This window comes from Neptuniibacter sp. UBA6509 (assembly GCA_002435145.1).
Taxonomy (GTDB): Bacteria; Pseudomonadota; Gammaproteobacteria; order Pseudomonadales; family Balneatricaceae; genus Neptuniibacter.
In genome coordinates this window covers 1-25389 of sequence record DJLT01000019.1, presented here as the reverse complement: position 1 = coordinate 25389, position 25389 = coordinate 1, and the positions used below count along the sequence as shown (strand labels likewise).

25 protein-coding genes are annotated in these 25389 nt (G+C 42.0%); 10 read left to right on the top strand and 15 right to left on the bottom strand.

Annotated features, from left to right (window positions below):
- Positions 1-231: 231 nt before the first annotated feature.
- On the top strand, positions 232-741 hold the full coding sequence (locus tag B4K11_RS02855) for a DUF1294 domain-containing protein (protein ID WP_292949593.1): 510 nt from the start codon (positions 232-234) through the stop codon (positions 739-741).
- A complete protein-coding gene (locus B4K11_RS02850; protein ID WP_292949591.1) occupies positions 738-986 on the top strand; it encodes a DUF2164 domain-containing protein in 249 nt (82 codons plus the stop codon). Before B4K11_RS02855 ends, B4K11_RS02850 begins: the two co-directional genes overlap by 4 nt.
- A gap of 111 nt (positions 987-1097) precedes the next feature.
- Here B4K11_RS02850 and B4K11_RS02845 read toward each other — a convergent pair whose 3' ends face one another.
- The 3 genes from B4K11_RS02845 to B4K11_RS02835 all read right to left on the bottom strand — a co-directional run bounded on the left by B4K11_RS02845 (position 1098) and on the right by B4K11_RS02835 (position 5126).
- The gene (locus B4K11_RS02845; protein WP_292949588.1) at positions 1098-2555 is read right to left on the bottom strand and encodes a succinate-semialdehyde dehydrogenase; all 1458 of its coding nucleotides are present in this window, start codon (positions 2553-2555) and stop codon (positions 1098-1100) included.
- Between the two features lie 205 nt (positions 2556-2760).
- Entirely contained in the window at positions 2761-3705 is a 945-nt protein-coding gene (locus B4K11_RS02840) for an AEC family transporter (RefSeq protein WP_292949585.1), read from the bottom strand.
- Between the two features lie 245 nt (positions 3706-3950).
- On the bottom strand, positions 3951-5126 hold the full coding sequence (locus B4K11_RS02835; RefSeq protein ID WP_292949583.1) for a p-hydroxyphenylacetate 3-hydroxylase oxygenase component: 1176 nt from the start codon (positions 5124-5126) through the stop codon (positions 3951-3953).
- A gap of 346 nt (positions 5127-5472) precedes the next feature.
- On the opposite strand from B4K11_RS02835, the gene hpaA reads away from it, so the two are divergent.
- The gene (gene hpaA / locus B4K11_RS02830; protein ID WP_292949581.1) at positions 5473-6405 is read left to right on the top strand and encodes a 4-hydroxyphenylacetate catabolism regulatory protein HpaA; all 933 of its coding nucleotides are present in this window, start codon (positions 5473-5475) and stop codon (positions 6403-6405) included.
- A 207-nt stretch (positions 6406-6612) separates the two neighbouring features.
- Positions 6613-7557, top strand: coding sequence for a flavin reductase family protein (locus tag B4K11_RS02825; RefSeq protein ID WP_292949579.1), 945 nt, complete (start codon positions 6613-6615; stop codon positions 7555-7557).
- An 88-nt stretch (positions 7558-7645) separates the two neighbouring features.
- On the opposite strand, the gene B4K11_RS02820 is transcribed toward B4K11_RS02825, so the two are convergent.
- The 12 genes from B4K11_RS02820 to cobB form a co-directional block, all read right to left on the bottom strand.
- Positions 7646-8092 carry a MaoC family dehydratase gene (locus B4K11_RS02820; RefSeq protein WP_292949576.1) on the bottom strand — a complete coding sequence of 149 codons (447 nt, stop codon included), beginning with the start codon at positions 8090-8092 and terminating at the stop codon, positions 7646-7648.
- Positions 8093-8107: 15 nt separating this feature from the next.
- On the bottom strand, positions 8108-9307 hold the full coding sequence (locus tag B4K11_RS02815; RefSeq protein ID WP_414689206.1) for a multidrug effflux MFS transporter: 1200 nt from the start codon (positions 9305-9307) through the stop codon (positions 8108-8110).
- 131 nt (positions 9308-9438) lie between these two features.
- Positions 9439-10284, bottom strand: coding sequence for a YitT family protein (locus tag B4K11_RS02810; RefSeq protein WP_292949570.1), 846 nt, complete (start codon positions 10282-10284; stop codon positions 9439-9441).
- Between the two features lie 85 nt (positions 10285-10369).
- Complete coding sequence (locus B4K11_RS02805) at positions 10370-12055, bottom strand: AMP-binding protein (protein WP_292949568.1); 1686 nt, start codon at positions 12053-12055, stop codon at positions 10370-10372.
- Positions 12056-12106: 51 nt separating this feature from the next.
- A complete protein-coding gene (locus B4K11_RS02800; protein ID WP_292949566.1) occupies positions 12107-12874 on the bottom strand; it encodes a class II glutamine amidotransferase in 768 nt (255 codons plus the stop codon).
- A gap of 44 nt (positions 12875-12918) precedes the next feature.
- A complete protein-coding gene (locus tag B4K11_RS02795) occupies positions 12919-13284 on the bottom strand; it encodes a bactofilin family protein (RefSeq protein ID WP_292949563.1) in 366 nt (121 codons plus the stop codon).
- 29 nt (positions 13285-13313) lie between these two features.
- Positions 13314-14267, bottom strand: a complete 954-nt coding sequence (locus B4K11_RS02790) for a M23 family metallopeptidase (protein WP_292949560.1) — start codon at positions 14265-14267, stop codon at positions 13314-13316.
- A gap of 212 nt (positions 14268-14479) precedes the next feature.
- Entirely contained in the window at positions 14480-15268 is a 789-nt protein-coding gene (locus B4K11_RS02785; RefSeq protein ID WP_292949557.1) for a TIGR00266 family protein, read from the bottom strand.
- On the bottom strand, positions 15268-16494 hold the full coding sequence (locus B4K11_RS02780; RefSeq protein ID WP_292949554.1) for a cation:proton antiporter: 1227 nt from the start codon (positions 16492-16494) through the stop codon (positions 15268-15270). The genes B4K11_RS02785 and B4K11_RS02780 overlap by 1 nt, the downstream gene beginning before the upstream one ends.
- Before the next feature lie 279 nt (positions 16495-16773).
- The gene (locus tag B4K11_RS02775) at positions 16774-17955 is read right to left on the bottom strand and encodes an acetyl-CoA C-acyltransferase family protein (RefSeq protein WP_292949550.1); all 1182 of its coding nucleotides are present in this window, start codon (positions 17953-17955) and stop codon (positions 16774-16776) included.
- Positions 17956-18256: 301 nt separating this feature from the next.
- Entirely contained in the window at positions 18257-19642 is a 1386-nt protein-coding gene (ppnN, locus tag B4K11_RS02770; RefSeq protein WP_292949547.1) for a nucleotide 5'-monophosphate nucleosidase PpnN, read from the bottom strand.
- Positions 19643-19948: 306 nt separating this feature from the next.
- Positions 19949-20662, bottom strand: coding sequence for a Sir2 family NAD+-dependent deacetylase (gene cobB / locus B4K11_RS02765; protein WP_292949545.1), 714 nt, complete (start codon positions 20660-20662; stop codon positions 19949-19951).
- A gap of 354 nt (positions 20663-21016) precedes the next feature.
- Between cobB and B4K11_RS02760 the strand changes: the two genes are divergently transcribed.
- From B4K11_RS02760 to yidD, 6 genes are all read left to right on the top strand, one after another.
- Positions 21017-22411, top strand: coding sequence for a PhoH family protein (locus B4K11_RS02760; protein ID WP_292949542.1), 1395 nt, complete (start codon positions 21017-21019; stop codon positions 22409-22411).
- Between the two features lie 243 nt (positions 22412-22654).
- On the top strand, positions 22655-23059 hold the full coding sequence (locus B4K11_RS02755; protein WP_292949539.1) for a hypothetical protein: 405 nt from the start codon (positions 22655-22657) through the stop codon (positions 23057-23059).
- Between the two features lie 39 nt (positions 23060-23098).
- Positions 23099-23833 carry a HupE/UreJ family protein gene (locus tag B4K11_RS02750; protein WP_292949537.1) on the top strand — a complete coding sequence of 245 codons (735 nt, stop codon included), beginning with the start codon at positions 23099-23101 and terminating at the stop codon, positions 23831-23833.
- A gap of 11 nt (positions 23834-23844) precedes the next feature.
- Positions 23845-24444, top strand: a complete 600-nt coding sequence (locus B4K11_RS02745) for a hypothetical protein (RefSeq protein ID WP_292949535.1) — start codon at positions 23845-23847, stop codon at positions 24442-24444.
- A gap of 139 nt (positions 24445-24583) precedes the next feature.
- Entirely contained in the window at positions 24584-25012 is a 429-nt protein-coding gene (locus B4K11_RS02740; protein WP_292949532.1) for a putative iron-sulfur cluster-binding metallochaperone, read from the top strand.
- Positions 25013-25124: 112 nt separating this feature from the next.
- Positions 25125-25389, top strand: a 265-nt coding sequence (gene yidD, locus B4K11_RS02735; RefSeq protein WP_292959222.1) for a membrane protein insertion efficiency factor YidD, incomplete at its 3' end; no start/stop codon positions are given.

The window sequence follows — 25389 nt, the reverse complement described above, 5'->3', positions numbered from 1 at the left end:
TGAGGATTCTAAAGCATTAGGGGCATTTGAGCACATATTATCGTTATAAAAAGCGCTACTGCTTTGACCCATATCCTTAGGCTATGCAATGATACCCGCAAAATGGAAACACCTACATTAGTGTTATTAGATTTATAAAGACGACCGCACACCATCGGCTGTTGAGATGTATGGCCTTCGTATACTAAAAACACTCTCGTAGGTAATGCACAAGAAGGAACTAGAGTTATTATGAACTATCACTATTTACCCATCTATATTCTAACTACGGCCCTAGGCACTTCTTACTATCAGGGATTTATTCCTCCGGCTATATTAAGCATTTTCGCAATCATCAGCCTCCTGACTTATCTTATTTATGCAAAGGATAAAAAAGCGGCTAGACATAATGAATGGCGAACATCTGAAAGTACACTTCATCTATATTCACTATTATGTGGATGGCCCGGCGCGATAGTAGCTCAACAAAGGCTACGTCATAAAAGTAAAAAAACCAGTTTTAGAGCTGTATTTATAGTGACTGTCATAATAAATGCTTCACTAATTGGATGGCTACATACCAGCGAAGGAGCTCAAATTTTAAGAAGCTATAGCGACAAAGTGAATCACTTAATAGCGTCAAATATTAGTAATCAACATATTAAGGGTACTATTTCCTCTCTTTTTAAGTTTAGGAAAGACCAGTATACGGGTTTTGAAAACGGTACGTTTTATATACGCAAAAGCAAGGAACAATTATGAGTGAAATAAAATTCACTAAAGATGAAACAGACCGGATTGTCAGTAAGATAAAAACCTATTTCAACGATGAGCTTGATCAGGATATTGGCGGTTTTGAGGCTGAGTTTTTGATCGATTTTTTTGCTAAAGAGATCGGCCCTTTTTATTACAATAAGGGATTATCTGATGCTCAAGACTTGTTTAGCCAGCAGGCAGAAGAGCTAAATTATCAGATCCATGAATTAGAAAAGCCGATAGGTAGCTAAGTTCAGTCTTGCTAATAGCCTCCCCTTTAAAGAGCTTTAGGCATAAAAAAAGGAGGTCTTCTTGCGAAGCCTCCTAAAAGCACATTAAAACGGTCAGTTTTAACGAATTTCTTACAAACCACCCATGCAGATATATTTTGTCTCTAGGTAATCTTCTAGCCCGTATTTTGAACCTTCACGGCCTTGGCCCGATTCTTTCACGCCGCCAAATGGAATCACTTCAGAACTAATAGCAGTTTCATTTACACCCACCATACCGTATTCAATACCTTCAGAGACACGCCAGATACGACCGATGTTCTGGGTGTATACGTATGCCGCTAGGCCGAACTCTGTATCATTTGCCATGGAGATCGCCTCCTCTTCCGTAGCAAACTTAAACACTGGCGCAACAGGACCAAAGATCTCTTCACGGAAAACACTCATGGTGTCATTCACGTTTGTCAAAATAGTCGGCTCATAGAAGCCATGACCCAATTCAGAAGGCTTACCACCAATCACTACATTAGCTCCCTGCTCAACAGCATTTCGCACTTTAGTGTCAATGTCCGTTAATGCTTTCGCTGTAATAACAGGGCCATGAGTGGTATCACCATCAAAACCATAACCTAACTTAAACTCTTTTACGGCTGCTGCGAACTTCTCAACAAATGCATCGTAGATACCCTCTTGAACTAACAAACGGTTAGCACAGATACAGGTTTGACCAGAGTTACGATATTTAGAAATCAACGCACCTTTGATCGCTTCATCTATATCAGCATCGTCAAAAATGATAACCGGGGCGTTACCCCCTAATTCCATAGAAGTACGTTTTACCGTATCCGCACACTGCTTCATCAGCAGTTTGCCTACAGGGGTAGAACCCGTAAATGTAAGCTTTTTAACTTTTACGTTAGCAGTCATCTCACCACCAACAGCCGGTGCATCAGCACTTGGCAGTACACTGAATAAACCATTCGGTAGGCCTGCGCGTTTAGCCAATTCAGCAAGCGCGAGGGCAGAAAGCGGTGTTTCTGCAGCAGGCTTCAATACAATTGCACAACCCGCTGCCAATGCTGGCGCAGCTTTACGTGTAATCATAGCGTTCGGGAAATTCCAAGGCGTTATCGCAGCCACGACACCTACAGGCTGACGAATAACAATACTACGACGATCAGCAGTAGATGGCAGAACATCTCCGTAGATACGTTTACCCTCTTCGGCAAACCATTTTAGGTAAGATGCGCCATACATCACCTCGCCTTTAGATTCGAACAGCGGCTTACCTTGTTCAATTGTCATTATCGCAGCGAGGTCATCAATATTGTCGATTATCAGTCCATGCCAGCATTCCAATACTTCAGAACGTTTCGCAGGTGGTAGCGCTTTCCAAGACTTCATTGCTACTTCTGCCGCATCAATAGCCTGTGCTGTTTCTGCTTGACCTACACTAGCGACATTAGCAAGTAGTTCACCCGTTGCTGGATTGGTCACAGCAAAAGTTTCTCCCTTGCTTCCATCAACCCACTCACCATTTATAAAAGCTTGTGTCTGCAACAGACTGGAATCATTCAATGCTAGTTTCATAACAATCTCTTCTTGATATATCTGTGGGTAACTATGCCTCGCATGTGAACTCTGCTAGGCCAAATCGATTAAGGTGAATCTATCGATGTAGTCAACTTATGTTAATTAGATTAACTGATTTTAACTTACTTAACAAGTTAAGTAGTTTTCTTTATGTGGCCTTTTATTTTCTATTAAAGGCCTACCCTCTTATCTACTCATCGACCTACCCACTCAGCCCTAATAACAAAATCACAGCATTTATTGTGATAAAGGATAAGAGAGTTGTAGGCAGCAATACCGCTGAACATAGTCCACCTAGATGATAGCGACTACCGATCACAGCATAGATACTGAACATGGGCATACAGGCTAGAATGATTGCGACTGACTGGAACAATGAAGGCATAGGAGGGAAGATCAGGATCATCATAAATATAGATAATGGATGGATTATAAGTTTACCCACCACAATAAATGAGAGGTCTGCCAACATCCCCTTTGGTTTTAATCCAACCAACATGCCACCAATGGTAAATAGAGCTAAGCCTCCCACTGTCATAGCCAACATATCAATCACATTACCTATAAATTGAGGAGGTCTAACTTCCGTTACTGCACTCAATATTCCTAGGCCAATAGAAACAATAACGGGGTTTTTAAGTAACTGTGGTAATGACTTACCTAATGCTTTAAAAAAACTCGTGCCTTCATGCTGGCCTGTATCAGCAAGAGCCAAAGCTAAAGGAAGAATAAAGAAGTTCTCAATAATAAGCGTCAGCGCGAATGGGACTAGAGCCGCATCACCAAACAATTGAATGATAATAGGGAACCCAACCATAAGGCTGTTAGAGATACTCCCACCCAAACCAAAAAGAGCACATTCAGTCAGTGACTTATGACGAATTTTCGCTATAAAGAAAAGAATTAGAAACGATAGAAGTGAGCCTAGACCAAAAATCAGCAGGTAATCGTAGTGCAAAATATCTTGGAAAGATCTTGAGCTAAGCGCCCTGAACATCGCTGCGGGCAAACCAAAATTGATGACGAACCAAGCCAATGTACGGACATTGGCTTTTTGTAAAAAACCGCTCCTAACTGAAAAATACCCCATCGCAATCAAGATAAAGGTAGGACTAGTAAGTGATAATAAATACGTTAAATCATGCATGGCTAGGGCATAATCTCCATTTAATAGGGATGCAAGAAAGCAGTTCTTGTCTTAATTTCCTGAGAATTTATCGAGCAACTTAGTTAATATATTAACTTTAATCAAGAGGAAATGGATCGACTTAGCTTCTGCCGTTCTTGATTCAAGTACTTCCTTTAACTACAAAGCCCTCAAGCACTGATCACAACAGCCTAAAAAAAACCGCGATATACGCGGTTTTGTTATAACTAAGCTTAGCGCTTGGTTTATACCATGGTCGGATCTGGATCCATGCCCATGATGGAGCGGCCAAGTACCTGCTTACAAACATCATAGTCGGTATATGCGTGAGCTGCTGTCATGTTGCAATCACGCCATAGACGCTGGATTTCATTATCGTGAATCCAGGTACTACCACCTGAAACTTCAAACAAACGGTTAACCGCTTCGCAGCACATTTTAACTGCATAGGCTTGGTTAGTACGCCAGAACGCTAGCTCTTCATCATTTGGATAGCGTTTCTGTTCACCAAACTCTTTGTGCTCATCCCAAGTTTTTTCCATTAATGCACGTGCAGCCATAACCTGATGGGTTGATTCAGCTAGGCGCATAATAGGTGGAATCTCTTTGCCACTGCTTGCCAAAGTGTAAGCACGCGTACGGTTTTTAGTCATCTCTTTGTAGACAACTAACATACGCTCAGCGATACCTAATGCCATGGCAGCAAAGCCACATGCGAAGTATGGACGGTACGGTGCGTAGAAAATTTTGCTATCTGGGTACAAACCAAAACCAGAAGATTCACCTGTCATCATCGCTTTAGCTTTCTCAATGCGATGCTCAGGAATGAATGTATTAAGTTTAATCTTTAATGTCTTAGTACCGGAAGGCTTCATGCCCGCTGAATACCAATCATCTTCAATCTCATAATCTGAGCTTGGAACAACACCGAAACAGTAATCTTTCTCGCCGGTTTCTGCATTAGGACGCAAGAAGCCAAGAATGGCCCATTCTGCATGATCGCAACCAGAGCTCCAACGCATGTCACCATTAAAGATAACACCACCTTCACACTCTTCTGTTTTACCAAAAGGTGCAATTGAGCTGCTTGCCGTTGCATCTGGGTTTTCACCCCAGAATTCAGCCTGCGCTTCTTTAGAGAACATAGCCATCTGGTGACTGTGGGTAATCAGTAGACTGAAAGCCCAAGCCGTACCACCACAAGCGCCAGCAAGTGCAGCAACACAATCTGTGACTTCAGGTAGAGAAAGCTCCAGACCGCCATAAGCTTTTGGCTGCAAGGCACGGTGTAAATTGATGGATTTTAGAAGACGAATATTTTCATCAGGTACTTTACGCTCTTTCTCAGCCTGTACAGCATTCGCAGCAATCGCTGGTAAAATATTCTTTAACTCATCTAACATTGGATTTGGTCTTTCCATCGTTCAATACCTTTTATTTATTGTTCTACTCTGGCAAGAAATACTCTAGTGAGCTAAACCTATTGCCCCGTTGATGATTACATTATTGTTTAGCTATCCGCAGAATAAAATGGATCTTTCACAGGCTTACTTGCACTTTTGATAGTTAACACATGAATTATATTGCTTATAAATCAGCCTTTCACAAGCAAGAAAAAAACTTTACTATCTGTTTTATAAGGACTTTATTATAACTTCCGTTCTAACACAGAAACGCATTTGTACTAAGGATAGACTTTTTAAGATATACTTATTTTATTAACTAAACTATAAATAGCAAATACAACACTACTGTGAGTCCTGAGATATGAGCCGTAATTCATCGCCTCCAAACCAAAGCACTTCTATTTCAGACGATATCCCTAATATTGATATTGGGCATGCTTATGATCAGCATTATGTTGATGCAGATATTCACTATGAGCATCTTGAAAAGCTCGCAGATTTTTTTGGCCGCAACATGCCAGTCCATCATCATGATCGTTTTTATCAATTACATGTCATCTTAAATGGAACGGTGCGTGTCCATTTAGATGAAACCAGTTACATCGTTGAAGGGCCTATGTTCTTCTTAACACCTCCAACAATTCCCCACGCATTCGTAACAGACAACAATGCAACCGGACATGTCATCACCGCTAGGCAACAATTGGTTTGGGAGCTAATGGGAGGAATGGTTCCAACAGGCTGGGGAAGCAGTAGTTTTATGAATAGCCCTCTCTGCGTTGCCTTATCCCCCAAAGCAGATGTAAATGCAGAGCGTATGCTTCATCTATTAAGTTTGATGGCGGATGAAAACAAACATTCTAATATGGAGCATGCTGTTGCCTTAAAAGCTCTACTGCAATTGGTTTTAATTGATATATCCCGCTTATCTGATCAGAACCAGCCCCAGCAAAAAACACGCAAAGAGGATGTGCGTATCTTTCATCGTTTTAATGAATTGATAGAAACTCACTACCGTGAACATCTAACGTTAAGCCAGTACTCCGATATTATCGGGGTAACCGAAGCTAGGCTAAATGAGATTTGCAGGCGACTTGCTGGTCAACCCTCTAAACGTCTAATTATGGATAGGCTGACACAGGAAGCACGTAGACTTCTTACATTTTCATCGACAACGATTACTGAAATCAGCTATCAATTAGGTTTTAAAGACCCTGCATACTTTGCTCGTTTTTTTCGCAGAAATGCAGGCGCAACAGCAACGGAGTATAGAGAAGAAAAAAATAAAACATAAATATCAATAAGTTAAAAAAACAAACAAGGCAATATAAAATATAAAACCAGCTGCACATAGTTATGAAAAGTACAATTAAAGCAATGAAAAATATATGTTATCTCACTGTACGCCTTCTATAATTAGTTAATATATGAAGTTTCTCGCAAGCAATGCCGATGAAACAAAACTATTACAATGATCCAGAACGATATAAGGTGACCTTCAATGTCTACGACTCAATTCGATGCAAAAGATTTCCGCCGCGCTCTTTCACAGTTCCCAACCGGCGTAACGGTTATCACCGCGCTTGATGCTGAAGGAAACCCTGTAGGCGTAACAGCAAGCAGCTTTAACTCAGTATCTATGGACCCAACACTTGTTCTTTGGAGCATTGATAAAGGTGCACACAGTCTAAGTACGTTTGAAAATACAGAGCACTTTGCAGTTAACGTATTAAACCGAGATCAGGTGAGTACCTCTAATAACTTTGCTAGCCGTGGTGAAGATAAGTTTGCTAATGCAGCCTATTCAGCTGGCCTTGGTGGCGCGCCGATTCTAGATGATTACGCAGCACAATTTGAATGTAAGACTTGGGCTGTTTACGAAGGTGGTGATCACCTAATCCTAGTCGGTGAAGTCCTCGACTACCGATACAATGATAGCGCTGAGCCTCTTGTTTTTGCTCGTGGTAGTTACGCGATTTCCGCACAGCACCCTGAAATGGCTAAATCTTCAGCTGCTTGCGATGCAAAAGCAGTAGAAGGTGATTTTGTAGGTGACTACCTACTCTACCTACTTCGCGAAACTTACCAACGCTTTAGTGCAGATCTCTACCCTAAACTAAAAAGCGAGTGTGATGTCACAGCTGAAGAGTGGCGCATCCTTGCAAGAATGGTAACGTGCCCTGTTATTAAACTAAGCGATCTATCAACAATGGTTATGCAGCCTGATGTAGCATTACGAGAAACGGCTGACTGGATGGTCGATAAAGGTTTAGTTATGTACCAAGGAGATGATGCGTTAAAAATCACCGAGAAAGGCTCTAAAGTAGGACTCGAAATGCAAAGCATCGCTTTAGCTGAAGAGTCAGCATTACTAAGTCAACTGCCGCCAGAACAAGCTGAGCAGCTTAAAGTGAACTTAAAATGCCTAATGGAAAAATTAGGCTAAGTTCATTATAAGGAGCAGGCCTACGAGGCTTGCTCCTTTTCAATTGTCTCTCTTTTAACTCTCTATCAGCCCTCTATTAGCTATCGCTTTAATCAGGCTTTCTTCGTCCCATCATAATGACGATAAATCCTATCACTTGATCTTTGTGCTGATTGTATCCACGACAGTGTATTTTCATTATCCCTCGATCAGGCTTTGATCGTGAAGGAGTGATTGAATCAATAACAAATTCCGGTTTGATTGTATCGCCAGGACGCACAGGCGCTAAAAAGCGTAACTCATCTAGGCCAGGACCACCCATACTGACAGTTTCAAATACACGTGTCTGAATCATCATCCGAAAGCATAGAGAGAGCGTTTGAAAACCGCTGGCAATAATTCCACCGTAGGGACTTTCAGCCGCAGCTTGGGTATCAATATGAAACGGTTGAGGGTCGTATGTCAGTGCATAATCTAAGATCTGACCTTCACTTAAGGTAAATCCAGGCGCATTAAATACCTCACCTACATTAAAATCATCCAAATAACGTTCCACTACACAACTCCCATACTAAACCCGCAGGGTTACCGCCCAACGTGTAATCAAAAATGCAAAACCATGCAACAAAACGAAGCCAATAATTAACGGCACCACCGTTTCATTGAACGACTGCCCAACCAGCGTTCCTAGTCCAACTGCGATTAAGGTTGAGACAACACCCACAAGGCTAGACGCAAGTCCAGCTATATGTCCGAAAGGCTCCATTGCTAAGGCATTTAAATTACCAAACAGTAATCCCATACCTAGTAACAACAGCATCAAATACGACATAAGAAACCATAATGGCGGGACAGCGCTTAACCACACCATCGCCACCAAAGCAGTTAAAGAAAGAATTACGGTTCCCGCTTGAGCCCCCATGACTAAGGGCCTCATACCAAAACGCATCACTAACTTAGAATTGATAAAGTTTGATGCACCAATACCCGCAGCTAAAATTGCAAAATAGAATGGGAATGCAGCTCCTAGTTCATAGAGATCTTGCAACACTTGCTGAACCGAACTTAATAAGCCCAAAAAAGCACCGAAACAAAGTCCTGATGCAATCACATATGCCATCGTTTCTTTATGCGCTAAGACCTCTTTAAACCCAGCTAAAATAGTTGATACTGATAGGCGAGTTCTTTTATCTACAGATAATGTTTCTGGTAAACGAACCGCTAACCAAATTACGATCATAAGCGCCATTAATAACAGGAAAGCAAAAATCGCGCGCCATCCTGAAACCAGTAGTATCCCCTGCCCTATGATAGGTGCAACGACGGGTACCAATATAAATACCGTCATAATAAGTGACATCACACGCGCCATTTGAGAACCTTTGTGCTGATCCCTCACAATCGCAATGGTCACTATACGCGGACCTGCGGCACCAAACCCTTGGAACAACCGACCTAGGAGCATCATATCTAAACTAGTAGAAAACAAGCAGATAAAAGTACCAACGATAAAAATAGAGAAACCAAGATAAAGGCAAGGTTTTCGCCCGACTATGTCTGACAAAGGTCCATAAAGAACTTGCCCTATTGCAACACCTAGAAACACAGTAGTAATGATCAACTGCGCATCGTTAGCGCGTTCAACGCCCAGATCGGCTCCGATAACGCCTAACGCGGGGAGCATTAGATCAATAGCCATTGCAACAAAACACGTAACAAATGCCATTAGCGCAACGAACTCTGTAAACCCAATATCTGCCTTAGATTGCAAACTACTCATCCAAATAAGAACTCAACTTCAACTATCGTTAACATTTAAACTAATTTAATCTATCGATAGTACTGATATCTTAAGCGTAAACCCAGCTTATCTTTGGCTAAGGTTCAAAAATGGGCTTATATTTAAGCTCTTGAGCCGGTTCCGTAGACCTCCATCGCATTCATAACAACTAGGTAAGCTTCCGGGTCGTAGTCCTCGACTACTTTACGAATAGGGACAAGCTGTGTTTTTTCTATGATTAAAAATAAAATCTCTTTATCACCGCCGCTTTTTAAGCTTTTCGCCTGAATGACTGAACCTGAAATACCCAACTGCTTCTCGATAATCGGCTTTAACCGACCAGCCTTCCAACAAGAAATATGTACAACCTTTATATCTGATGAGCCTGAAACAATCAGATCAACCATACGCCCAGTTACGAAAACGGCTATGCCGCCCAGCATTGCAGCCTCAAAATCCTGAAATACTAAAGCAGATAAGAGAATCACTCCCGCATCCATAAAAAACAGGCATTGGCCTAAACTGAGATTGAGACGAGAGGAGATCAATCTAGCTAAAATGCTCCAGCCGCCTGACGAAGAGCCTGCCTTAAACATCAAACCGATACCCAACCCCATCATAAGTCCGCCATAAAGGGCGTTTAAGAGGCGGTTATCACCTAGATCTGGTAGCTCAAAAAGGATAGGTAAAAAGTGCGTAAAAAATGCCGTTAGCACCACCACGACAAGAGAGCGAATAAATAGTTTACGACCGAGTAATTTATATCCGGCCAAGACAAGCGGGAAGTTAATAATAAACAGAAGGAAACCGGTACTGATCCCCAGCGAATAATGACCTAAAATTGCTAAGCCGGGCGGGCCACCTGCAGCTATTTGACTTGGAGCCAAAAACATAAAAATTCCGCATGATAAGCTGGCACAACCGACCATCATTAGAATGTAATCAAACAGGAATCTAAATTTTTTCATCGCTTACCCACCACGGTGGTTTAAAAAACAATCATAAGCAATATTGAAAACTTGATCAGCTATTTGTACAAGCCATTACAATTCATTACGTTCGCTTACGCATTTTCTGGATGCGAATAAGCTCCTCTTCCAAAAGAGAACGCCTTAAAACCTTACCCACATTTGATTTTGGCAAGTGTGTACGAAACTCCACCAAACGCGGGACTTTATAAGAGGTTAAACGTTCACGACAATATTCACGAACCTGCTTAACAGATAAGCGTCTATTAAGCGTAACGACAAACAGCTTAATCACCTCCCCATATTGATCATCGGGTAAACCGATAACCGCACATTCAATTACATCAGGGTGGCTTGTGATTACGTTCTCCAGTTCATTAGGGTAAACAGGAAAACCTGAGATATTGATAATATCCTTTTTCCTATCAACAATTCTCAATGCTCCATTATCAGTGATACGCGCTATGTCCCCTGTTGCTAACCAGCCATCCGCATCGGGTATATCTGAAGAGTCTTGCCAATAACCGGACATCACTTGAGGGCCACGTATGTATAACTCCCCTATCTCACCAGAACATAGATCTTCACCATCCTCGCCGACAATACGAATGTCCGTTAACGGGAGTGGCAGACCCACAGAGCCAAATTCATCCGTATTCTCACCACTAAAGGCAACCACAGGTGAAGCTTCGGTTAAACCGTAGCCTTGAGCAATAGAGCACCCCGTCAACTTTTTCCATTCATCATTGACTGATCGAGTGAGTGCCATGCCACCTGAGAGGGTTAACTTTAAGCGTGTCATGTCTAATTGACCGAACAAGCTATTCTGGCAAAGTGAAACAAACAACGTATTAATGCCTGAAAAAATGGTAAAGTCCCAGCGCCCTAACTCATTAATAAAACCGCTGGTATCTCGAGGGTTTGTAATTAATATAACGTGCCCGCCTAATGCAGGCATCATCAGGCAGTTCATGATAAAACCGTAAGAATGGAATATCGGCAAAGGCGCTATAGAAATTTCCTCACCCACTCTTAAGGAGTCAGGCAAACGACTTTTTAACTGCACCAAATTCGCAATTAAATTTCTATGGCTGAGCACCACCCCTTTCGGCTTACCCGCCGTACCCACCGTGTATTGGATTAAAGCTGTATCCTCAGGCTTGCGCTCTACCTGCCTCAGGGTATGTTTGGAACCTTTAGACAACGCATTTGAAAAAGAAACAGATCCCTTTAGTGAATATCTAGGGACAATTTTTCGAACGAACTTTGCAGTAAGGTTAATAAATACACGACGATTGAAAGGATGAAGGTCCGCAAGCTGAGTAACGATAACCGTTTCAACTTGAGTATGAGGCAAAACCTCTTCAAGCATATGAGCATTATTCGCTAAAATAATAACTGCTTTTACGCCCGCACCTTTAAACTGCTGAGTCGTTTCTGTAGCGGTATAAAGAGGATTCGTATTGACAATCACAAGCCCTGCACGAGAAGCCGCTAGGACTGAAACAGGGTACTGCAAAGTATTGGGTAATTGAATGGCAATTCGATCACCGGGATTTAGCTCCGTACAATTCTGAAAATAGGCCGCTAGGTTTTCCGCAGCGACATCAACCTCCTCATACGACAGCGTTGCACCCATGTTAGAAAAGGCTGATTTATAAGCAAACTCTTTACAAGCCGCGTTCCAGATCCCAGTTAGATTGCGATAGCTTTCAATCTCATTCTCGACCTCTTGCTCAATCTTTGATTCGGAACCACTTATTAAAGTCACCTATAACACTCCCTGGATACTTATGAAGGCACGACTAACAATATCTAAATACTATTGTGGTACTCCCTTCACAAAAGTAACAAGTTCTCCCGGCTGCAACTGAACCCATGCTTCATTAGCCGTTAAGGGGACAGTAGCAACCACAGTGACTATATCATTGGGCGTTGTTTCTTTTACAAAATCAACCGTCACCTCACAATCCGTAAGGCTCGCTTCACCAAAAGGCGCTTTACGCGTGATCCAAGATAACTTACTACCGCAAAACGCAAACAGATGTGATGCTTCCGTCAACAACATGTTGAAGACACCCAAAGCACGTAGTTTCTCACAGCAGTCACGAATAAAAGCTGATACTTCCTCAAAATATTCTGGTGGTTCTGGAAACTGGCTACGTAGTTCACCAAGCAACCAACAAAAAGCATACTCACTATCAGTTGTACCTACAGGCTTGTAGTGAGACAGCGGCATATCAAAAAGGCTTTTGTCGAGCTGACCGTTATGAGCAAAAGTCCACGTATAGCCCCATAATTCGCGCTGAAATGGGTGAGTATTTTCCAGACAGATATCACCTACATTAGCCTGACGGATATGACTAATAACCACATGGCTCTTTATAGGGTGCTCTTTAATCAGGTTTGCAATTTTAGAGTCAACACTGGGATTAGGGTCATGAAAGCAACGCACACCTTTACCTTCATAAAATGCAATACCCCAACCATCTTTATGCGGCCCAGTCCCCCCTCCTCTTTGCATTAAACCGGAAAAAGAGAAACAGATATCTGTAGGCACATTGGCACTCATGCCCAATAATTCACACATATAACGTTATTCCGTCACTCGCTGAAAAACTAGTTTTCAGGACATTAAGTCTCAGATTTATTGTCTAAAACAACCTTATCAGGCAATGAATCAATCGCATCCATACCTGTTTCGATTTTTTGACTTTCATCACTCAACGCAGACACTTCTTTCAAACGACGCTCCCCAAGAAAACAGCCTTGAGGGTGAATAGACATTAACTTGCTTTCAACGGTAGCTCGGACCTGACCACCTGAATCAATGTTCAGATCATCACAGACCACTTCGCCTTCAAGTAGACCGCAAACATCGACTGCACGCGCTTTAATTAAGCCACGGACATGGCCAGACTTGCCGATCGAAATATTGTCTAGAGAGGAGATATTACCTTCGAAGATACCATCAATATGCATCTTGCCGATAATACTCATATCACCACAAAATTTATTACCTTCAGCAATTATTGTAATAGCTGACTGTGTTGATTTAGTGGATACATTTCTTTTAAGGATGCCCATTTAACGCCCTTAACCTTTGTAAACAAAGAGTCAAAATCTGTTATATTCCAAGAGAGAAAAGGCTCAGGATCTAGGGTAGTAAACAGATGCCTAATCTCGTAATGTAGATGAGGACCTGTTGACCTTCCTGTATTTCCGCTATTACCAATCAGCTGTCCCTTGCTGACAAACTCTCCACTTTTTACTTTCACAGTATCTAAATGTGCATAGTAAGTTTTAAAACCAAAATTATGCTGCAAGATGATTAACTTTCCAAAACCACTGGATTTATTATAACCACCAAATTCAACTACACCATCGGCTGTTGCGTAAACCGGAGTACCACGATTAGCTTTAAAATCGATACCATGATGTACAACACGCTTTTTCCGCACTGGGTGGAACCTTGGCCCGTAGCGATCCGTTATACGTATAGCCTGAATCGGCACCCCATTAGGAATGCTATGCAGGAAGAAAAGCCGCTTATTGGCTTCTATCGTTAACTGCTCAGCTCTAAGAGGGTCTACCGGTGTTTCATGCTCAACACCCAATAAATTCTCAAGACCTAGCAATGAATTATCTAATGAAGAGTTGAGCTCTCCAATACGAATATTCTCTTGCTCTAAATGGTCACGTTCATTTTTTAATGAACTCAAAGATAAACTCAGATCTTTTAACTCATCAATATAGAGCTGTTGCGAGCCCACCATCATTTCGTAGTTTTCACTCAGCTCTTGATGATCTTCTTCCAGCTCAGATAAATTGTCTGTTTTAACAACTAATAGAGTATTCGAAACAAAAAAGCTCACTGCTGCAAGCACAACAAAAATAAGCAGCAAATACTTAGCAACCTGATTGAAGGTATATTGACGTGACCCATGAACCGTGGTCAGCGTTATAACCAATTTATTTCTCAAGATAATACCTGTAACTACGCGTCTTAATTAAAACTTTCTATAAAAATCGCAGGCACAAATATACCGATTTTCATACAATTGTCATAGTCATAACAGGGGTTTAATACCTTATATTTAGCCTATAGAACCTTTAACTGCTCTTGAGCGCTCATATCTAATTGTTAATCCTGAACTCTAAATAATAAACGCTCAATAACTTTACAATTTAATGGTTAATCACCATCCAGCATACGGCCAATCCCACCTAAGACAGAACCCTCACCTTTATCTGAACCTCCCGACGCAGGAGCAGATGCAATCAGGCGGTCAGCTAAGCGAGAAAACGGTAAACTTTGTACCCAAACAGAGCCTGTACCTTTTAATGTTGCTAGCCATAAACCTTCACCACCAAAAATCATAGATTTAAGGCCTTTTACCATCTCAATGTCGTATTCAATACCATCGGTAAAGCCCACTAAACAACCGGTATCAACACGTAGTGTTTCATTATTAAGCTCTTTACGAACGACCGTGCCACCAGCCTGTACAAACGCCATCCCATCACCTTCAAGCTTTTGCAATATAAAGCCTTCACCACCAAAGAAACCTGCACCAAGCTTTTTGGAAAAAGCGATCTCAACTTTGGTACCTAAAGCTGCACATAAAAAAGCATCCTTTTGACAGGTAATCTGATCACCGTATTCAGATAGATCAAGCGGCACAATACTTCCAGGATAAGGCGCTGCAAAGGCGACCCGTCGCTTACCTGTACCTTCATTGCCGAAATGGGTCATAAAAACAGACTCACCCATCACCATACGCTTACCTGCTGAAAACAGCTTACCCATTAAACCTTGATCAGGCTCTGAACCATCACCCATTTTAGTTTCAAAGGAGATCCCCTCTTCCATGTAATTCATCATGCCCGCTTCAGCAATGACCTTTTCACCAGGATCTAACTCTACTTCTACAACCTGAAGGGCTTCTCCAATGATTTCATAATCTACTTCATGACAACGCATTATTTATCTCCTGATATGAGATGCTTAATTAAATGGGGCGCACTCACCGCTTGTACCAACAAACCAAATAGCACTACAGCATAAGCAATAGACTGAATGGTAAACCAAGCATCCAACTCTACCGGAATAGAGAGTGCTAAAGCGATGGTCACCGCTCCCCGAGTCCCACCTAAATACATAATTAGAGACTCTCTAGGACGTAACCCTCTCTCCGGCAACAAATTAATCATTGGCAAAGAGAGCAATAACCCAACCACTCGCGCAACTACCACAGCACCAATCCCCAGCAGCATAGCTAACCACTGCTGAGTAAACATCGTCATTGTGATAGTGACACCTAGAAGCAAGAACATCATCGAATGACTCAATTGCTTCTGGAAAGACCAATATTGAAGCAGCTTATTACACTCTTCAACTTGAAGTTGCTCACGGACCCACTGTGAGAACCCTAAGCCAACCACCATGACAGCCATGACCCCAGATAGATCAAATATAACCTCAGCACAAAGATAGCTTAGGTGGCATGCAAGCAACATTAAAAATAATCGATTAAAAGAACCGTCTAATGCCTTAAATAGAGGATAAATTAATAATAAAACCGCAGCACCACAGGATAAACCACCTATGAATACAACCAGAAAATCGATAGAGAAATCGGTAACCGATTGGCTTTCTCCCGCCATCAATAACATCGCGGATAACAAACCAAACAGTAGAACCGCAAGAGAGTCATTAAATAAGCTCTCCCCCTCTAACAATAAAAGAATGCGTTCCGATACTCCTGCTCTTCGAAAAATATCAATAATGATTGCCGGATCAGTTGAGGAGAGCAGTACACCTGTCAATAGCGCAGTAAGCCAAGAATAGTAGTTAGGATAACCAATACCAAAATACAGTACCATAGCACTCACTAAGGTAGCTAACAGCATCATCGGTATAGCTAATATGAGCATAGCGGGCAACTGTTTATACAACTGAGGAAGATTGAGATGTAATGCTGAATGAAAAACTAAGATAGGTATAAACAGATAAAAAACCAAGTCATGAAAATGATGCCAGCGTAACCCCGTATCAAAACCAAATGAAGTAATCAGTTCCGAACTAATAAAACCCGACAATACCAAGATCAGACTATCTGGCAATTTCAGTTTTCTGCTTAAAGGGAAAAGAACGATCGCCGGTAACAACATGCTCAAAAAAAGTAATAATTGCAGCGCGAATGTCATTAACTTGCTCCACTACAATGTAAAAATTAACCCTTTACCACTTGATCAGTAAACGGTGTCAGATAAGAACTCATCGAGCCACCTATATGCATCCATTAATCACTTTCTAGATATATTGATAACAGAGCTTAGAGCAGGATGAAAGGTAGATTTCATAACGAGTAATTATAGGAGGCTATCAATATATGGAATTTGGAAAACGCTAGATAGCAAAAGGCCCACTTACAGTAAAAAATAAGCAGGCCTTTCAGTCGTTTTTTTTTCAGGTCAAACTAATATTTAAACGCGTTCAAAAATTACCGCGATCCCCTGACCGCCACCGATACACATTGTCACCAATGCATACTTACCTTCGATGCGCTCAAGTTCGTAAATTGCTTTAGTTGCAATGAATGCACCAGAACAACCCACTGGGTGACCTAGAGCAATCGCACCACCGTTCGGATTTGTCTTCTCCATATCCAAACCTAGTCCCTTAGCAACTGCTATTGCTTGAGCAGCAAATGCTTCATTGGATTCAATTACATCCATATCATCCAGTGACAGACCCGCTTTCTCAAGCGCCAATTTCGTTGAAGGAATCGGACCTTCACCCATAAGATCATTCGCAACACCAGCGACCGCGTATGACTTGATCTTAGCAATCGGCTTTTCACCCGCTGCTTCTGCGGCTTCTGCAGATGCTAGAACGAAGAAAGCTGCACCATCGTTAATACCCGATGCGTTAGCCGCTGTTACCGTACCGTCTTTTTTGAATGCAGGGCGCATTTTCGCCAAGCCTTCCATGGTAGCGCCTGGCTTACCATGCTCATCGGTATCAAAAACAACTTCACCTTTACGCGTTTTCTGTACGATAGGTACGATCTGAGATTTAAAACGTCCCTCTTCAATCGCAACCGCTGCACGACGCTGAGATTCAACCGCTAATGCATCCTGCTCTTCACGACTGATATCCCACTTTTCAGCTAGGTTTTCAGCTGTGATACCCATATGACCGGCACCAAACGGGTCAGTCAACACTGAAACCATAGAATCAAGCATTGCCGTGTCGCCCATACGTGCACCGGAACGCATCGCTGTAGACAGGTAAGCACCACGAGACATAACTTCTACACCACCACCAACGCCGTAGTCACAGTCACCTAACATGATCTGCTGTGCAGTCGTCACGATACCCTGTAAACCCGAGCTACATAGACGGTTAACAGACATCGCTACCGATTCCATAGGCAGACCTGCCTGAATCGCAGCTACTCGTGCTACATATGCGTAACGTGATTCCGTTGGAATACAGTTACCAACCGTCACATAATTAATCTTTTCTGGATCAGCACCTGAGCGAGTTACCGCTTCCTTCATAACTTGACCAGCAAGTTCTGCAGGCTCCATCTTGCTTAAGCTACCGCCAAATGCGCCAATTGCTGAACGTACTGCACTAAGAACTACAACTTCTCTACTCACGAATCATCTCTCCTAATTATTGTGTTGTATCACCTTTGACTACAACAACCTTGAAAACAGCATACCCCCCTCTAACAGATTAAAAAACATATCCATTAGGATTACATAATTAAGATTTTTCTATACCAGTGACTTTAAAGTATAAGCTGTTTGCTAAGAGATAATGGCTATTGTGCCATCTGGGTAGCGCTATTTGATTCGAACGCGGTTATTAGAATAATAAAAAAAAGCTGAGATTGCACCCAGCTTTATTTAACTGTTTGCCCTGTCGCTAAAGTAAGTACAGGGCATTAAAGCTTAACTAAACCAGCTCAGCCTCAGGTTGCAATTGGTAGCACGGCTGATACTCCTGATAGTTAATTTTCATCCTACGCTGGGCAACAAACGAAGCTAACAGCTGATCTAAGGGCTCCATAATCGCCTTCTCCCCGCAAATTTGAAATGGGCCGTTTTCTTCAATGGCACGTATACCTGGTTCTTTAACATTACCAGCCACAATGCCTGATAAAGCCTGTCGTAGATTCGCAGCTAATTCAAAATCCGACTGATCCTTTAAGAGCTTAAGCCCCGCCATGTTTTCATGTGTAGGATCAAAAGGCTGTTGAAAGCCTTCGGGAATATGAAGCTGCCAATTATAGTGAAATGACTCACTTGTCGCTTTTCTATAACGTGTTACTTGTTCCAGCCCCTCTCTCATCACTTCAGCAACATCATGTGGGTCATCAATAATAATTTGATAACGCTTAGTTGCTTCCTCACCTAAGGTCGCACGAATAAAATCATCGACCGTCTGGAAGTACTCTTCACTACCCGCCGGCCCTGTTAACACCAAAGGGTAAGGTAAGCTGTGGTTCTGTTCATGCAGTAAGATACCCAAAATGTAGAGAATCTCTTCTGCCGTACCTGCTCCTCCTGGAAACACCACAATTCCATGTCCCAAACGCACGAAAGCTTCTAGACGCTTTTCAATATCAGGCATGATAATTAATTCATTTACAATCGGATTAGGGCTTTCCGCAGCTATAATTCCAGGCTCTGAAATACCCACATAGCGGCCATCTTTAATACGCTGTTTAGCATGAGATATGGTCGCACCTTTCATTGGCCCTTTCATCGCACCAGGTCCGCAGCCGGTACAAATATTAAGGCCTCTCAACCCCATCTCATACCCCACAGACTTTGTATAATCATATTCAGTACGACCGATTGAATGACCACCCCAACATACGATTAGGTCCGGCTTAATGTGAGGTCTAATTGCATCCGCATGACGTAAAATGTGAAACACCATATTAGTCGTTGCCTCAGACTCACTGGCCCCTGGGCAACAAGCATCCATTTCAGTGCCTACATAGAGCAGATCCCTTAACACTGAAAAAAGCTGTTCACGTATACCTGTAATAATCTCGCCATTTACAAACGCCGCCGCAGGTGCATTGATCAACTCCAACTGCACACTTCTATGTTTTTGGCTGATCTTAATATCAAAATTACAAAACTTATCGAGTACCAACTTAGTACTGTCTAATTCACTACCACTATTCAATACCGCTAACGAACACTGCCGAAATAACCGATACAGTCCTCCCTGACTGACATCCTGCAATTTATCAATTTCATAAGGGGAAAGAGAGTTTAGACTCTCCAATGGAGTAATACTGGTGGTTACGTATTGTTCTGTCATCATAATGACCACCTCCTAAATCAAGGCTCTAATGCTTCAACTATCTCCTTAGAGAGCATCATAAAAGCCGCCTTAATTATTAAAAATAAAAAACAACTGACATCCATTGTTACTGTGAAGTTGTTAAGAATTTATGAATTTCAAGAAAAGAAAAAAGGAAGGTATAAGTAGCGAAATTCACAAACAACTATAACTAAGACAGCTAACAACTTAATGAAGTTCCACTACCCAATATAGGCGAGAAAATAATAACTCACAAAAAAACATTTACTAATCAATAAGCTAAGGACATAAAACCATTTAATTTATTTAGGGAACCTGTTTTAATATATCGTGCACAAACTCCGGAATAACTTCACTTGCGGGACCATAGACTTTGTGGCCAAAAACACTACCCACTCTAGATGGCTCTAAATTCAACTCAACCGTTAACGCACCCACCGCATTTGCATGCTCGACAAAACCGGCCGCAGGGTAAACATTTCCTGACGTCCCAATCGATACAAATAGATCGCAATTTTCGAGTGCATCATGAATCTTGGGCATATCCATAGGCATTTCACCAAACCAAACAATATCCGGCCTTAAATTTCCTGATGAGCCACAACACTGACACAGATCTTCGGGCTGAGAATCCCCCTCTATTCGATATACAACTCCAGAATCCTGACAACGCTGATTTAACAGCTCGCCGTGCATATGAAGCACATTACGGCTACCCGCACGCTCATGTAAATTATCAATATTCTGGGTAACGATTAACACATCGCCTGGAAATTTGTCCTCTAACTCTGCCAGCGCAATATGAGCCGCATTAGGTTTAATCTCATCAGATAACAGTTGCTTACGCCGCTCGTTATAAAAACGATGCACTAAATGAGGATTACGCTCAAACGCCTCTGGGGTCGCCACATCTTCAACTTTATGATCTTCCCATAATCCATCTGATGCGCGGAATGTTCGTATCCCTGATTCAGCTGAAATACCCGCACCGGTTAAAATAACAATCGATTTAATCGCCATCTAATTATCCTTAAAACAATTCGCCTCTAACCATAATACAGCAAGTTCTTTTTACCAACGTATAAGCATCTATCCGAAAACCTAACCTAAATTTTTTTCTTATAAACAATTGTACAACACGAAAATCTGTGTATTACTAGAGTTATATAAACGGAGTTAATCACCACTATTTGAATAGAGTGATGATTAATAAATCAGCCAATAACTGAGATACTTTAGTGGATCAAACGGCATTTAACGTTTGCAACTCAATAGACAAAACTGTGGCGCCTGTCTCTAGGCTTTGCCACGCTCGGCCTGACGCAAATCCCCCCTTAGTTTGTAACTTCCCTGTGGCTATAGAAGGAACCGGCTATGACTGCCTCTAAACTTTATATTCTCGACACCAATGTGCTGCTACATGACCCTAAGTGTCTGTATGAATTTAAAGAGCAGGACATCACTATTCCGATGACTGTTTTAGAAGAGTTAGACGATATAAAGGACAGAAAGAAGAATGTTTCTCAAGAAGCCCGAGCAGCCATTCGTGCAATTGACGATATTATCACTCAGGCAGAAGATGCAGCAGAGATTACTAAAGGGGTTGATATCCTCATCCCCATTACCGCAGCCAACAGCAATTTAAAGCTAGGCCAACTTAGTATCTTTCCGGACCATGAGCTCACAGCCCGCCAAGGTTTTTTACCGCAAAACTCGAATAAAGATAACCAGATAATCAACTGCGCCATCCATCTACAAGCGACCAATCCTCATCGCGAGATTATTCTGGTTACCAAAGATATCAACATGCGCTTAAAAGCTTTAGGCGCAGGACTTAAAAAAGTTGAGGATTATCGTACCGATCAGCTCGTTTCCGATATTGACCTTCTGCCTGCGGGACACTGCAACCTAGAAGGCAACTTTTGGGAACGGGTTGAAGATGTTACAAGCTACCAAGAAGATAGTCATACTTATCACAAGGTTGAGCAAAGCCTTCTGCCTGAAACTTACCCTTGTGAATATATTTATGACGATTCAGAGGAGTTTGCAGCCCGAGTCAGCTCCGTTCGCGACCAACAAGTGACCCTTCGTGACTTAGGCGTTGAACAGTTGATGCAGCAAAACTGCTGGGGAATTGAACCTATCAATATCTTCCAAGCATTTGCGATGAATGCTGTTCTGGACCCAGATCTAGATCTGGTGATTCTCAACGGTGCTGCTGGTTCAGGCAAAACCTTAATGGCCTTGGCCTGTGCGCTAGAAATGGTTATCGAGCAGCGTCGCTACAATAAAATTATTGTCACCCGCTCTACACCTCCAGTTGCTGAAGATATTGGCTTTTTGCCCGGCACTGAAGAGGAAAAGATGACGCCTTGGTTAAGCGCCATTCAAGATAACCTTGAAGCGATGCATGAAAACGATGAACGTCCGCAAAGCAGCGTCAAATACGCCATTGAAAAAGCTAACATCCAATTCAAATCACTTAACTTTATCCGTGGACGTAGTATTCAAGATGCTATCGTCTTACTCGATGAAGCCCAAAACTTAACGCCTTCTCAGCTTAAAACCATTGTCACTCGTTGCGGTAAAGGCTCTAAGATTATCTGCTTAGGTAACTTAGCGCAGATAGACTCTAACTACCTCACACCATTAACGTCAGGTTTAACCTACTTAGTGGAACGTTTTAAAGATTACGAAGGTGCAGCGAACATTCACCTTGAAGGAATCTTCCGTTCTCGTTTAGCTGAGTATGCAGAAGAGCATCTGTAACTGAGTATAAATAACCCTCCGAATCGAGGCATACGAACTTGATTCGGAGGGAGGACTAACCTGATGTCCAACACTAAATTACCCCGCCTTAATGAATTAGCGTTGCAATGCGCTACTGATTTCTAGCGAGTACCAGATCTGCTCCAAAAACAAACACTCTAAATTAAGCCTAGAGGGTAATTTATTTAATTTGCTTGCTCCGATAGAATCAGTGAAGGCATTTAAAAAGGTTTTTTAATTTTCATGACGCAGCAAAGACTCACAACTAAAGTAATACGTATAGCAACTATAGCTATATTAATTGCTGCGACGATGTTCCGAGCGTGCTGGGCGGCTCAATTAGCCCAACACGATACCGCACCCTTGGTTGACCCGACAGTACTTGCCATAGAACATGGGCACTATCATGCTCCCAAGCTTGACCACGTTCATGATGATTCATCTGGTATTACTGACGATGATCATCCATTTATTCATGTAATGCTCGCACTTGATCACCAAGTATTTTTGACTACATTGCCAGAACGAGTTCTGATTCATATTGAGAGTGAATTCCCTCATCTCTCATTTACGCCTCTACACCCATATCAATCAAATCCATATCGTCCTCCGCGAAACCCGGATCAATTGAATATCAAATGCGCTTAGCGCATCTTAATCAGTATTAACTTTTAATGGAGAACTGGTATGTATCCAGTATTTTCATCTGCTCTTGCACCTAAATGGAATATTAGCTTAGTGAGTCTAGCTACTTTCCTAACACTACTTGTTGGTATAGGGCTACCAGCACAAGCTTTAGCCCATGGTGTCGCCGAAGGGGATGCTTCGTTTATCGAAAGCGCCAGCGGCATGCACTTAATACCCTTTATTTACTTAGGTGCCAAACATATGGTCACAGGCTATGACCACCTTCTATTTCTGTTTGGCGTTATATTCTTTCTTTTTCGAATGAAAGATGTTGCTATTTATGTAACATTATTTGCTGTTGGACACAGTGTAACCTTGCTTTATGGGGTTCTTAGCGAAACTCATGTAAACCCGTATATTGTTGACGCTATCATTGGCCTTTCTGTAGTTTACAAGGCACTTGATAACCTTGGCGCTTTTCAACGATGGTTTGGGTTTCAGCCGAACACTAAAGCTGCTGTCCTGATTTTCGGATTCTTCCATGGATTTGGCCTGGCTACAAAGCTTCAGGATTTCACACTTTCTGAAGATGGACTTGTCGCCAATATATTAGCTTTCAATATTGGTGTTGAAATCGGTCAGCTCTTAGCATTAACAGGAATTCTTATCGCCATGAATTTCTGGCGAAAATCACCCTCTTTTAATCTGCATGCATTCTTTACAAATTCAGTCCTGATGGCGCTGGGCTTTATGCTTATTGGCTACCAATTAACTGGCTACTGGATGAGTACATAGGAATTATCACCATGAACGATATCTCAACTATTAACAAAGACGGATTACCGTCAACAATAAGCCTCATCAAAACGACTGCAGCTTCGCTAGTAGGTGCAGTACTTATATTGCTAACAGTAATATTGCCGGCTGAATATGGAATTGATCCGACAGGGGCAGGTAAAGCGCTGGGCTTGACTGTTTTGAGTCAGGTACAAGCCCCAGAGATAGAATCAACCACGGTTGAAAGTGATACTGAAAATGTCATGACAGACGGAAGTAATCCGTTATGGAAGACACAAACCGTACCACGCTCTGACACTAAAACGCTGACCTTATTGCCTCGACAGGGTGCCGAAATCAAGTCCCCAATGAATGTCGGTGACAACTTTGTTTTTAGCTGGAAGGTCGAAGGTGGCTTAGTTTACTTCGACATGCATGGCGAACCGCCAAATGCAGGTAAGGATGAGTTCACCAGCTACTGGATTGGTAAAAATCAACAACAGGCTAGTGGGAACTTTTCCGCCCCATTTAAAGGTACCCATGGGTGGTACTGGCAGAATACAGGAACCACTCCTGTGACAATCACATTATCCACCAATGGATTTTATGGCGATCTTTACATGCCTTAATTCGGCTATTTAATTTGTTCCATACACTCTATTAACTAATATTGATAATAGAGTGTATAGTTTATTAAATAGTGAAAGTACTGAAGTGAAACTTTTATGCTCCTAAAACATCCATAGACTTCTATATGAGGCATAAAAAGTGGCTGAGTGTTGTGGTTCTGGCAGTAATAAAGCACATTCGAAGAAAGGTACATGCCCTTTAGACGGATATGTATATATAGAAGTTCCAGTATCAACAATCATTCATCATATTAGTCAGCCTTGGGCTTGGAATCCTCAAGGCGACACTTATTACTTTTGTGATAACCCAGATTGCGATGTAGTTTACTTTTCAGCTACGAATCAAATAATCACCCGAGCTCACCTCCGAACGGATGTAGGTCAAAAAGATCCTTCTGACTCAGCAACTCTATGCTATTGCTTTGGTTTAACTCGTGGTGAATTCTTGAGAGACAAAAGAACGAAATCATATATTGTTGATCAAACAAAAAATAAAACATGCGCTTGCGACTCAAGGAACCCATCAGGTCGCTGCTGTTTAAAAGATTTTCCTCATGCTGACATCTAGTGAACTTACAGCACATAGTCAAAGTAGCAGGCTCCAATCAGATCGCCATTACATCAATATAAAACGCTCATACCCCATACACTACGGAGCACAATTCAACTAAACTAGTTAGATGATCGCTTTATTAAAAACACTTCTAAGCAAACTACTGATTGGTTTAGTCAACATATACCGATATCTAATCAGTCCCATTATTGGTCCACGCTGTCGTTTTTACCCAACCTGTTCAACCTACATGATTGAAGCAATTCAATTGCATGGGCCGATTAAGGGTACTTGGCTGGGTTTAAAGCGTTTGTGGCGTTGTCATCCCTACAATGAAGGGGGATATGACCCTGTGCCCGGAGCATGTGGCCATCATGGCTGTTCGGAACAGG